At 35.1% G+C, this 12,631-nt stretch carries 9 protein-coding genes and 2 pseudogenes; 5 read left to right on the top strand and 6 right to left on the bottom strand.

What is annotated here, in order from left to right:
• The first annotated feature begins 162 nt into the window (after positions 1-162).
• Positions 163-765 carry a pentapeptide repeat-containing protein gene (locus tag TERY_RS20685; RefSeq protein WP_044136971.1) on the top strand — a complete coding sequence of 201 codons (603 nt, stop codon included), beginning with the start codon at positions 163-165 and terminating at the stop codon, positions 763-765.
• A gap of 497 nt (positions 766-1,262) precedes the next feature.
• A complete protein-coding gene (locus tag TERY_RS20680) occupies positions 1,263-2,024 on the top strand; it encodes an LmeA family phospholipid-binding protein (protein WP_011613609.1) in 762 nt (253 codons plus the stop codon).
• Positions 2,025-4,276: 2,252 nt separating this feature from the next.
• Here TERY_RS20680 and mnmH read toward each other — a convergent pair.
• The 4 genes and pseudogenes from mnmH to TERY_RS20655 form a co-directional block, all read right to left on the bottom strand.
• Positions 4,277-5,296, bottom strand: a complete 1,020-nt coding sequence (gene mnmH / locus TERY_RS20670; RefSeq protein ID WP_011613608.1) for a tRNA 2-selenouridine(34) synthase MnmH — start codon at positions 5,294-5,296, stop codon at positions 4,277-4,279.
• 144 nt (positions 5,297-5,440) lie between these two features.
• Positions 5,441-5,584, bottom strand: a complete 144-nt coding sequence (locus TERY_RS20665) for a hypothetical protein (RefSeq protein WP_370495981.1) — start codon at positions 5,582-5,584, stop codon at positions 5,441-5,443.
• Between the two features lie 228 nt (positions 5,585-5,812).
• Positions 5,813-5,992, bottom strand: a pseudogene (locus TERY_RS31335) (zinc ribbon domain-containing protein); the annotation flags it as partial.
• Positions 5,993-7,811: 1,819 nt separating this feature from the next.
• Positions 7,812-8,354, bottom strand: a complete 543-nt coding sequence (locus TERY_RS20655; RefSeq protein WP_011613607.1) for a Dps family protein — start codon at positions 8,352-8,354, stop codon at positions 7,812-7,814.
• A 283-nt stretch (positions 8,355-8,637) separates the two neighbouring features.
• On the opposite strand from TERY_RS20655, the gene TERY_RS20650 reads away from it, so the two are divergent.
• The 3 genes from TERY_RS20650 (at position 8,638) to galE (ending at position 11,004) form a co-directional block, all read left to right on the top strand.
• Positions 8,638-8,883 carry an Asr1405/Asl0597 family protein gene (locus tag TERY_RS20650; protein ID WP_011613606.1) on the top strand — a complete coding sequence of 82 codons (246 nt, stop codon included), beginning with the start codon at positions 8,638-8,640 and terminating at the stop codon, positions 8,881-8,883.
• A 142-nt stretch (positions 8,884-9,025) separates the two neighbouring features.
• Positions 9,026-9,694, top strand: a complete 669-nt coding sequence (locus tag TERY_RS20645) for an NAD(P)H-dependent oxidoreductase subunit E (RefSeq protein WP_011613605.1) — start codon at positions 9,026-9,028, stop codon at positions 9,692-9,694.
• Positions 9,695-10,002: 308 nt separating this feature from the next.
• Positions 10,003-11,004, top strand: a complete 1,002-nt coding sequence (gene galE / locus TERY_RS20640) for a UDP-glucose 4-epimerase GalE (protein WP_011613604.1) — start codon at positions 10,003-10,005, stop codon at positions 11,002-11,004.
• 395 nt (positions 11,005-11,399) lie between these two features.
• Here the strand turns inward: galE and TERY_RS20635 are convergent, their stop codons facing one another.
• Positions 11,400-11,855 (bottom strand): asparagine synthase-related protein, encoded by a 456-nt coding sequence (locus TERY_RS20635; protein WP_011613603.1) that lies wholly within the window; start codon positions 11,853-11,855, stop codon positions 11,400-11,402.
• Positions 11,833-12,451 (bottom strand): annotated as a pseudogene (locus TERY_RS37545) (IS1 family transposase); the annotation flags it as partial. The gene TERY_RS20635 and the pseudogene TERY_RS37545, both read right to left, overlap by 23 nt.
• Between the last annotated feature and the right edge of the window lie 180 nt (positions 12,452-12,631).

The following is a 12,631-nucleotide window of genomic DNA, read 5'->3' as shown; positions in this document are numbered from 1 at the left end:
ACTTTAATAAAATTATTTTAATTTTAAAAAGTTAATTGTAAAATTTAGGCAATCTTATGTTACTTATCTTTATATTTGGGAGTTTGCGTATCCCCCACCTAAAAGGTATGGGTTTTTATCCATCCCCAAATTAATCTGCCTAATAACGAAATGAAAATAACCATGAATAAATCATTATCTCTTGACATTTCAGCCATTAGAATTGGCAAGATTAAACTTTTGGCAAATGCTCATCTTCCAGGTACAGATTTAACAGGGGCCATGCTCCCAGAAGCAGATTTCTACCAAGCTTACTTGCCTGGGGTTAATTTTGCTGGTGCTAATTTACAGAAAGCAAAACTGAGGGCTAATCTTAGAGGTGCTGACTTTACTGGTGCTGACTTAAGAGGAGCAGACTTTCGCAATGCAGACCTACGGGGTGCTATTTTGATTGATGCTCAACTCAGGGAAGCTAGCTTTGCAGGAGCTTTCTTAAATGGAGCTATATTTAATAATTTGGACCTGAGTGGCATTGATTTTCGTGGGGCTGACTTACGAGGAGTGAATTTGAGTAAAGCAAATTTGTTTCGGGCAGAATTGAGCAATGCCAATCTTTCTGGCGCAGATTTATCTAGTGCAGATTTAGAAGAGGCTAATCTAAGTGGAGCAGTACTTAGGGGCACAAACTTACAAAGCTCTAATTTGCTATGTGCTTCAGTAGAACAAGCTGACTTGACTGGGACATTACTAACAGATGCTTGTGTTAAAGGTACACCTCTTGATTAAGTTAAAATTCAACCCACCCTTACCCCTTCGAAAGAGTTAGGGCTGTAATATTTTTCTTAAAAGACATCTGGGGAGATGGAGTCCAGGGGGAAAAGTAGAAGATGGGAAAATTTCCTAAAAGCGCAAAAACGAAAAATCACCAAATTTATGCCATAATCTAGTCCATGAATCAATTTTCATTGATATAAGCTGCTCTCATCAGAAATTACACTTAGGTTTAAATTACAGTTATACTCCAAATGTCAGTAAATTTAGTTGTATTTTCCTCTTTTTCATGTCTGGCCTGGCTGCGGAATCCGAAAATCTCTAATTTATTGCTTTTTGAAACCGCTGTGTCTCCAAGGAGAGGACTTATGCATTTAAAAGTTTGATTTTCTCGTTTTTGAAGGTACATCTCTTGATTAAGCCAAAAGTTAAACTTATAAAGTGCATAAGTACAAGTTAAATTTACAATTATTCACAAAAAGGTTATAATAGTAAAAGCAGATTAAAAAATTATGGTGACGGCATTGTTTACCAGTACACCAATACTGAATCAAAAAGGCGATCGCCTAGTGAGCAAAGTGGCAGGAGCTGCAATAGCAGCACTGTTTAAGAGCTCGGATCAAGTCGAAGCCAATGTTCGGGCAGAACCAGTGGCCAAATTATTACAGGGTAGTCTGGATGGGTTTGACTTTATAGGTAAAGGAATGCAGATGTATAATGGCCTTCGCATCGAAGTCATGGAACTTTACCTGCAAGCTGTATCAATAGACTTCAGTGCAATTTTTACAGGTAAAGTCAAACTAAGGCAGCCCATCCAGGCAACTCTGAGAACAGTATTAACCGAGTCAGATTTGACTACTTCTTTCAATACTCCATTTGTGTTAGAGAAACTCCAAAGGCTTAATTATGATGGACAACCCCTACATTTTCAAAATACTCAAATGAATATAACAGAAGATAGAGCTCTCAGAATTAAAACTCAAATTAGGGTGGGAACCTCAGATAAACCTATAGACGTTGATTTTACTGCTAATATTGAAGCGGAGAAGCGACGTAAAATAAAATTTGTTAATGTCAAATATAGTGGTAATCAAGAATCAGTAGACCTAAGTAAATCTCTAGTTAATCATGTTAATAATTTACTAGATTTAGATAAATTTGCATTAGAAAATACTCAATTGCGAGTAGATAGACTACGAGTAGGAAGAAATGAAGTTACATTCTATGGTGTAGCTCAGATAGATCAATTTCCTAGTGGGATAAATAAGAAGTAGTCATCACCCTATGAGGAAAAATATTTACCTAAAAACCAAAACACAAACCTTTTTAAAATTACTGATATGTAATTATGTAGTTCAAAAAAGTTTTTCCAATAAATTTGGTCAATTACTTGAGAACTGCTAAAAAGTGAAATCATAATTTGTATAACTAGTAACTTATTTGATAAGGAACACTCTTGCCCAATGAAGAACTAAAAGCCATCTGTTTTGATGGCTACTGGTAAGTTAAAAAATATCAAAAAATGGATATTCTTGTTGTTATAGTGCTATGTGCGAGCAGGCAAAATACTCCAAAGTATCAACCATAAGCGTCTTGTTATCAAATAACAAGGCAGAGTTGGTAACAGCCGTCACTTTAATGGGTGCGGTAATGCTTGTGTAGGTTCAGGGTACAAGCTTTGAGTAAGTTAAATGCACAATATGGCTTTTAAGCATTAGCATTGTGAAGCAAAGGTTGTTTAAACAGGGGATAACTCCACCTGGTTAAAATTGTTGTACTGTTTTACAGAAGTTAACCTCCTTACCTCCCCCTTACCCCTCGGCAGGGCTGTTTCATTCTCTCTCTTAAAAGACAGACAAGTCTTGAGGGGGATGGGTAGGTTATTAAGGATTTTCGGTGTCAAAAATTTCAAAGCACCGATAGCTAGATGGACTGCCAGAAGAAATTTCCCAACTTACAAAAATAAAAAATTATCGAAGCTATCCCACAATTATTTGAGCCTATTAATAAATTTTATTAATATGATTTGCTTTCGTTAGAAATTACACTCAGGTAAAAATTAAAATTATACTCTAAATATGAATAAATTTAGTTGTATTTTCCTGTTTTTCGTATTCCGGCCCAGCTACAGAATCTGAAAGTCTCTAACTTATTGCTATTTGAAACAGTCATGACCCCAAGTTTGGAAGTAAGATGTTAAAAATTTAAAACTTTAACGCTCTAAGTAAATTGAGAAAATTATTTCACATTTAACGCTACAGATAAGTAGTATAAGGCTTTGTTGCACAAAAAAAGCAAATATGGTGATAAAACATCTGCGAACACGCAACAAACCTACACCAAAGTAGATATGAATAAGTCCAAGGGGCGCTTCTAATTATAAGTCCAAGTACCAAGTACATTCTCAGCAATTGGTGGGAGTATAATGCTTCTGATAAACAAAGAAGGAGTCTGACATTTGGGCTTACTGTAATGGTAATGGAGCAGTGGGTAAACTAACACAAGAGGTATAGGTAGGGGTTCATCTAATAATAACTGGGATGTAGTTATTGAACTAATAGTAACTTGCGTGTAGCTTACGGGTGAGTTGCCTCTACAACTAACACTTAGGTTTGTATAATTTGTATTTGGCTTGATGGGATATGAAATATATTTTGGATAATATTCGCACAGGATCAGGAAGTTCTTGTTATCCAAGACTTTTATTGCACTCCCTAGGGAAAAATGAACAATGGTAAGAATTAGAACCAAGCGTAAGCAACCAATTCACACCTACCTCAGCGAGCTGCCTGAAGGGGGGTTAAATTTGGTGTTGATGTTGATGATTTGCGATCGCAAATAGGCAGTTTATTAGTTACAATAGTCTGATTAAGAAGAACACCATTATTGACTTGGACAAAGCTTTCTTGAGATTATCTTTATAAATCACCTCTTAACCATTAACACAGCTGGATGGCATACAAGTTCAGAGTTAAAAACTCCTTTGGGCTTGTACTTAGAGTAATGACCCCGTCTACTCACTCTTATTTACAACCTGCAGAGGGCTTATGGCCTCTAATTGATGAACTGATAGCAAATTATTCATTTGCTGGCCCTGAGGAGCTAGAAGCAGTTTTGTTTGAGGGTTGTCAACTTCTTTGAAAACAGCAGTTTCTCATCAAGGCTATAACCTACAGGAATTACATAGTAACGCTATATATAGTGTAGTTTTTGAGTATTTGAACTATGATTAGTGTTGTTGTGTAAGTCCTAACCCAATATAGAAATCTAACAAAAGCTTAAGACGCTCTCTCTCTTCTCAATTTCGGTTTATACAGAAATTGATGTCTTAAGCTATGCTTTGACTACTATACAATTGGTGGAGTAAAAATTTAGGTTGAATTACTCCCATGCTACCAGATTTGATATGATAGGTGACTCATTAAAGCTATATCTATGGATATTTAACCAGACATAGTATTTTTATTTGACTAAAAAAAAATTGACAAAAAAAATCAGGAAAATTAACTAATGATAAATAACTGAATTATTGAATCTCTTGACTTTTTTGTTGTACCAACACTGCAGCATCAAGATTTGATAAACCAGAAACATTAACTTTATAAATATAACCACCCCTTTTTTCCAAATCATAAGTATAGGTTTTATCATAGTAGTGAAGAATTAAATCTGAAGCTGCTACTAAATTGCCTTCTCTACCAAAATCAATTGCCTTTTGCGCTCGCAGACCTCCCAAGCGTTTACGAATGCGTTCGGTAGCAGCAATCAAATCATCAATATTTGCATCCCCATATATTTCTACCAAAAATGCCACTCTTTCCTGACGACTACGACTTATTTCAATAACTATTGCTTTTTCCATTTGCTCAAAAATTTCCTGGGGAATACGACACAACCCAATACTTCTGCTCTCAGCTTCAACCCATAAAGGTTGAGTGGAATCAAACTTTCCCCACTCCATTGCTATCTTATTCCAAAATTGCTCGTTAGTAGGTTGAGGTAACTGCCCCAAAGCTCCGAAACTACTACCCCGATGGTTTGCAAGAGCTTCTAGATCCAATACCTGTTCCCCCATATCTCTTAAAGCATGCAGAATCTCAGTTTTGCCACTGCCAGTCATTCCACCCAGAACAATAATTTTTTGTGGAACTAAAAATAAAGAAAGTGCCCAACGCCGAAACCCTTTATAACCACCCATGAGTAGAGCCACATTAAACCCAGCAGTTTCTAGTAACCAACCTACTGAAGCACTACGCATTCCACCACGCCAACAGTGAATTCTGACTTGACGGTCTGGAGCTAAAATTTTAGCATAGGCAACAAAATCAGCTAATTTCGGACCAGCGATCGCTAACCCTAACTCTACTGCTTCATCTTTACCTTTTTGTTTGTAGCAAGTTCCTACTAAAGCCCGTTCTTCATTATTAAATAGAGGAAAACTAACAGCGCCAGGAATATGACCTTGAGTATATTCAGCAGGACTGCGAACATCAAGGATGACTCCTGGTGCTTGAAAAAATGCCTCAGGTTTTAGGGATTTTGCCATATTTTTAATAAGAAAAATTAAATCAAACCTACTACTGACTCTTGACTTTTACCTTCTACGAATAGAATTATTGGAAAATAAAAACTGAAACTGCTCAAAAACTTACTATATAAATTTTTCAGTTTTAGAGGAAAAATTTTTTATTCAGGGTTCAAGAGGTTTTGTGTGGCTCGTCAAAACCTCTCTGAGTTTAATGGCTAATGGTTGATAACCATCTTTATCAGCAACATTCCACCAATTTAAAACCCAGTTATAAGACCATCTGTTATAACTTGCGTGTTGAGCCATCAGAGTTTTTTGCTGGTTATTTAATTTTAGTTTGCTCCTGATGGATTTCATGTATTTTCCGGGTTATTTATCTAAATAGTATATTTTTTTGCCTATTATATCGTTATTCTTTGATTAAGTCAATACTCCTAACTACACTTGCTCAAAACTATGAGTAATCCTAACATTGTTAAACTAAGCCAGCTCATTTCTTACATCTTCAGGAAACAAAATCGCTTTTGACTCAAGCTACTTATTCACATAGTTTTTGCTCTTTATTGCAGCATTAAAGTCTCTGTCTGCTTTCAAACCGCAGTTGTCACATTCATAAGTTCTCTTATGTAATAGCATTTTCTGTTTATACCCACAGTGAGAACATATCTGAGAACTCGGATAAAATCTACCTGCTATCACTAAAGTGCTTTTATACTATTCACACTTGTTTATATTATTTACCTACTGACTTGAAAGCCTTTAACGATCTGTTGCTGCCTTTTTTGTTTCAAGATAAACCTTTTTGTAAAGTCTTTAGCCACTTCTGAGACTTTCGGTAATATTGAGGAATTGGAAGTCATACTACTTCCTTGGTTATCAAAAAAATCTTTCAGAACCCTAATCAATAGCCAAAGTGTTATCCCAGGCAGGTTTGACAACAGCAGTCAAGGTGGGAACTGATTTATCCTTGAACTACATGGTAACATAATACCCATCAGCTTTGTGGCTAATAGTAACTGTTTTTATTTAAAACCATCTTAATTAACTTTACCTTACCTATTTTGGGTAAATTAATTTTATTTCCTTAAACACAGTCTGACTTTATTTGAGGATAAGTGAAGTTACGATAACAACCTTTTCCTTTAAATCTTGAGTATTCCCTAATCTTTGCCCATTTTTATCTACTTTAAAACACCTATCAAAGCCTAGTTTTACTTGTTTAATGCAATCTTGCAATACTTGAGAATGAATTAATTTGTACTCTCGAAATTTGTCTTTGGTATTTAGCAAATCCTTTTTCTGGGAGTAATAATCTTGATTATCTCTGAGTTGAGGAATTGGCGTTATTAATAGACCAACATTAACTGGACAAGGGTTTTCTTCATTTCTAAAGATCCCCTAAAGATCCCCTCCCTTAATAATTAGTTGTATTGCCGACGCAACAAATCTATAGCAATACGCAAATCGGTTAGGACATTTCTCTGTTCCCCATCTCCTATTGCCTGTTATATTACAAGCAAAATTTCCCAGTCCTAACCAAAAGACGTAATACTAGAATTTCAAGCATATATAGGGTGGCTTAAATTACTGCCCTCGCCCCTTTATTATTGCCAACTTTTATCTACAGGAGTTTTTCCTACTTCCTATACTTAAAAGTGGCCTTATTATATCGTTTTTCCCTAATACTATGGTATTGTAGACGTAGGAGATATTTTCTGATGTAGATGGCACTATGAAATGTCCCTAGGTCTTAGGGTTATTAGGAATTGAGATATCTTCGCTTCATACCTAGTGCTTAGTTGCTAAGATGGACAATATTATTTTTTTTTGGTGAGACTTCCTTGGCTTCAGACTTTTTTTTATTGGATCAAATCAATAAGTATATTGCTCTAATGTAATTAGAGACTTGAACAGTTAAATCCATTATTAGACCTAATTTTTACTTAATAATTGAATTATTAAAAAAATATAATATTATTTTGGGAAATTGGTATAGTATAGATTTAAGGTTATATAGTCATATTCTTTTATTTTGACTTTTTTATTTTGACTTTTGACAAAATAAAATCAATTACTCGGATTGGACTATGGATTATATGTAATAACAAAACAAATGCAAGCTAGTTATTCCCGATAGCTGGTTTAAATCAATTAGTAAAATAAAATGACGGAATTCAGTAATAAATTTAACAAAAAAGAAAATTTTTTCAAGGTAGTTGCTAAATTTTTGCAACATGGTTATAATTAAATTAACAGCTAGTTCAACTAGATCTAGCAAAAAAATATGACAGAGAGAATGACTGTACCTCTCTGCCAGGTGCTTTATAACATCTTCTTCCTCTAAGAAGATGAAAAGGCAAAAAATGAAACTTTAATGTCTTAAATTTTTGGCTACCTCTACCAAAGTTTAGGTTTTTGTAAGTTATATTAAACTGTGATCTTACAAACAAAAATCCGGGTGTTGTATCTACCTATCTATATCTACTCTGTTCATTTTTCTAGAATTTGCAGGTTTTTAACTAGGATAATTAACTTAGTTCAATACTACTAGTGTATCTGGAGCAAGGAAGTGATCTAGATGATATGCACGCTCTTCTGTCTCCAGTAGAATCTTCTCATACAGGTAACGAGTAGCACGATCGCCTAAGCTTTCAGCTTGCGCAGCTAGGCGACGTAATAACTTAATTACATCCTGCTCTGCTTTTAGATCGTGTTCGATCATATTACGAGCATTAAAACTTCCATCTTCTTCAGGAGTAAAGCAACACATCTCAGCTAACTTAGCAAAGCTAGCAACTGGAACACCACCTAGACCATTTAAACGCTCAGCCATCTCATGGACATGCTCTTTAACTTCCTCATAGCTTTCTTTGAAAAACTCATGTAGTTGGTTAAACTCTGCTCCTTCTACGACAAAATGGTGTTTCTCATACTGGAGGTATAAAGCTTGGCAACTGGCCAAAGCTACATTCATACCCTCGCATACAGGTTCAGTAACACTTTTTTCTAATCCAATAGGGTTATCAGCAATCTGACCAAATGCCTGTACTGGAGTTGCTGTTGTGCCGTTAGACATATTATTTATTCCTTATTTGTAAATTAACTTAGTCTATCTATTCTAGTCTAGCGCTTTTTGATTGCTAGTAGTTTTAAGTTTACCACAGTTACTAGGAGAGTCAACCAGAGTCAGGTTAACAGATAAAAGACATTATGAGTTAAAAACTAGTTTTTATCAAACTATTGGGAAAATTTCTTAAGTATTGTATACTCAAGGATAAAGGCTGACTGGTAGAAATATACTCTAATTCCACCAGAGCTTACATATAAATTTAGTGCGAAAATATTTCAATTGTTAAAAAATGAGTACATTTAACCAGAAGCCAGGAATTTGTGAAATTGTAGAAGTAAGCTGTGTAGATAGATGGCAAGTATATAGACGTTTACAAGAATTAGATATTGATTGTTGGTGTGAACCAGAAAAGCCATTACAAGTACATCTAAAAAACACAAATGAAGCTAATCAACTAGAAAGTGTCTTGAAACAATTCACAGCCCATCGTTATGAATTAGTTCAACTGTTACAAAGTTCTTGGGAGGTTAGCTAATATCCTAATTAATAACATGAATTAATTAGGGAAAAAAGTAATGTATTTATCTGTAAAGTAGAGATAAAAAACTTTATATCTAAGTAATTAAACTTATCCCAAGCTACACAGATAACTATTAGTAAACATACAGCAACCAATAATGTCTAAATTCAAGCGTCAGAAAAAATTCAGCCTGGAAGGAAAAGTCCAAGAAGTTACTATCAAGGATGGCTACAAGCTGAAATATGTTCATGTAGAGACACTGGCCGGAAATAATTATGTTGTCAAAGTAGCCAAGCATTTACGGCGAAACTTTTCATCAGTATTAACACCAGGTTTAGAGGTGAAAATCAAAGGTGAAATGGCATTATGTAAAAAAACTGGTGAAGAAGAGCTTAAGGCTTTTAAGATTACACCAGATTTTACTGCAAAAGCTACAGAAATATGGCCAAGTCAGCCTGTAGCATTACTTGAAAAGTCATCAAGTCAACTAACAGAAATGAAGTTGCCCGATACTGAGGAGATATCTAGTAAATCTCAAAAAACGACTGAAGGTAATGCTAAATGTGTAGGTAAAAAAGCTGAAATTTTGGTATGTCAAAAATCCGATTGTGAAAAACGAGGTGCAAGTAAAATTTGTAAAGCATTGTCTAAAGCATTGAGCGAGCATGATTTACAAGACCAGGTAAAAATCAAGAAGACAGGATGTCTGAAAAAATGTAAAGCTGGACCCAATATAATAGTTATGCCCCAGAAAGCTAAATATAGTCGTATTCGTTCAGCAGAAATTCCTCAAGTTATTCAAAAACATTTCGTATTAAAAGCATAACACAAAAGTTTCCAGATTGATAGTAGCTTTCTGTAATTCCAATCTCCTCAAAGAGATTGGAAATTTTCTGCTGTATAGTGATAAGAAAGAATTAAATATAGTGTAGGGATCTTTTAAGATTAATTTTTTGGTGGCTCCGGTTATGATTCAATAGGGTTCAGATGAGACCAAAACTCAGGTATGTATGGAACTATTAGAGTAGCTCCCCAGATGATAAAAACTGCCTAAAAAAATCCTTAAGTGAACTGTATTGGGGTATAAGTGCCAAGTACCAAGGCTAAATTAATACTTAAAAGGAAACTGAAAAAGTGTCACAAACCAAGCCAACGATTTTAGTGAGTGGGGGAGCAGGATATATTGGTTCCCATGCAGTTCAGGCTTTACAAAATGCAGGTTATGATATAGTGATTTTGGATAACCTCGTCTATGGACATCGGGACATTGTAGAAAATGTCCTGAAGGTAGAAATGATTGTTGGGGATACTAGCGATCGCTCTTTATTAGATAAAATTTTTGCTACTCACAACATTGCTGCAGTAATGCATTTTGCAGCATATATTTTTGTCGGTGAATCAGTAAAGGATCCGCAGAAATATTACCACAATAATGTAGTTGGGACACTAACATTATTAGAAGCGATGCTTAAAGCATCCATAAAAAAGTTTGTTTTCTCTTCAACTGCTGCTATTTATGGGAAACCACAAACCATTCCTATTCCCGAGGATCATCCGAAAAATCCAATTAACCCTTATGGTGCAAGTAAGCGGATGATAGAGCAAATACTTGCAGATTTTGAGATCGCTTATGATTTTAAGTCGGTTTGTTTTCGCTACTTTAATGCAGCAGGAGCACATCCTAATGGTTTGACTGGGGAAGATCATAACCCGGAAACTCATTTAATTCCTCTGGTATTGTTTGCAGCATTGGGCAAGCGAGATTCTATATCAATTTTTGGCACAAATTATAAGACTCCTGATGGTACTTGTATTCGAGATTATATTCATGTGTGTGATTTAGCGGATGCTCATGTTTTGGGGTTAGAATATTTGTTGAATGGTGGTGAGAGCAATATTTTTAATTTGGGCAATGGTAATGGGTTTTCGGTTAGGGAAGTGATAGAGACTGTGAAGCAAGTAACTGGTAGAGAGTTTAAAGTGGAGGAGCGCGATCGCCGACCTGGAGATCCACCTATTTTGGTAGGGAGTAGTGAGAAAGCCAGGAAAGTGTTGGGTTGGTCTCCGAAATATCCAGAGGTTAAGGAAATAGTTAGTCATGCTTGGCAGTGGCATCAAAAACGACATGGGAAATGAAAGTCAAAGGTAAGAATGATGGTAGGGGTAAACAAGTAATGATTTTTTTCATCTACCTGATAATAATTCAAGGGATATATCAACCAATACAGCGCTTTTTATTTTAGTAGACTACAGTGAGTACGTTCCATGGAACGTACCTACATAGTAGTAGTCAAAATATAGGTTTTTTTGCATCTGATAGTTTTGGTCAAGTCTAAATTTTCTATGTTTTTTGAAGCTATACTCATAATACTTTAGGCTGGGTTAAGCTCTAGGTAAACCCAACAAAAACCGATTTCTATTATATATATATGTTGGGTTTACTGCTACAACAAAACTTACCAATAATTGTGATTTTTTTGTTATTGAGTCTAGCTTATATTAGTTTATTTACGATTAACTTGTAGCCAAATTTATAGGCTAACTAATAACCAAAGTTTAATTCCATAACGCCTCCAAGTATCTCCCTGATAATTTAACCAATCTTTGATTAAATCTTGATTGATATAGGGAGCGATCGCTGCTTTTTTACTTAACAATAAATTCTTGGTTCGACGCTGCCATATTTTACGAAACCAAAAGTTAACAGGTACCATCATTCCACTTTTGGGACGGGTTAATATTTTCTCTGGTAATAGGTCTGCTACTGCTTGTTTTAATACTGCTTTTTCATCTGCGCCGGATAATTTATATTTTGGTAGAATTTCTAAACTTAGTTCTACAATTCTTTGGTCAAATAATGGGGAAAGTCCGATTAATTTATTCGCCCTAGTCATGTTATTTACTTTGGTTAAAATATGGTCTGCACTTTTAAATTTAGGTGTTCCTGTATATGTAGTGATAAAATTACAGTGAAGCGATCGCTTCATTATAATGATTAATGAAATACCAAATATCTCCTAGATGGGACCGAAGCTTTTTAGAAAAGGATAAAGTCTTTCTGACCAACCGAGAAATTCTTTGACGCAAAGTATTATTTAATCTTTCTATATAAGTTGTTCAACCTGAATATTCCCCACTGATTTATGTCTTGTAATCAGGAAAAACAAGCTCGTAAGCTGACCCAAAATCTGTATAACAAACTGCACACGGCCTTAAGACACCGTGGGTTAGAATTCCATAATCTATGCTGCCCCTTTTTCTCCTCTTTCCCCTAAGTAGAAACCCACAATTTATTGAGTTTCTATATCAATCGCTAACCACAGCCATTGTTTATTATTTTTATTGCCTATAAATGACCACATTTCATCACATTGAATGGTGAGTTTACCGGTTTTTTTTAGTACATTTAATAGAGCGTGAAACCTGAGCATACTTATTATTGACGTAATTCTGGGGCTATTTTTTTGACATACCTATTACACGGATTATACCAGCCAAACTAATTTTTTCTCTATTTTAATTTATCAATCAGTTCTTGGGTTTCATTACTAATATAATCTCTTTGACTATTTTCGACAAGTTGTCAGAGACAATTTTGACATTCCTAGGTAGGATAGGCTCAAAAACCTGTTTATCCTGGTTTAGCTTTGCCTCTTTACACAAAACTAATCCTCTATCTAACCAAGAGCTTTGTCACACCAAAAGGGCCTAATTTCTTTGAAGAACTTAGTCTATTTCAAAACCTGTATAGTTTTCTATATGG

The sequence above is a fragment of the Trichodesmium erythraeum IMS101 genome (assembly GCF_000014265.1).
Lineage (GTDB): Bacteria > Cyanobacteriota > Cyanobacteriia > Cyanobacteriales > Microcoleaceae > Trichodesmium > Trichodesmium erythraeum.
This window is presented reverse-complemented; position numbering and strand designations above follow the sequence as displayed.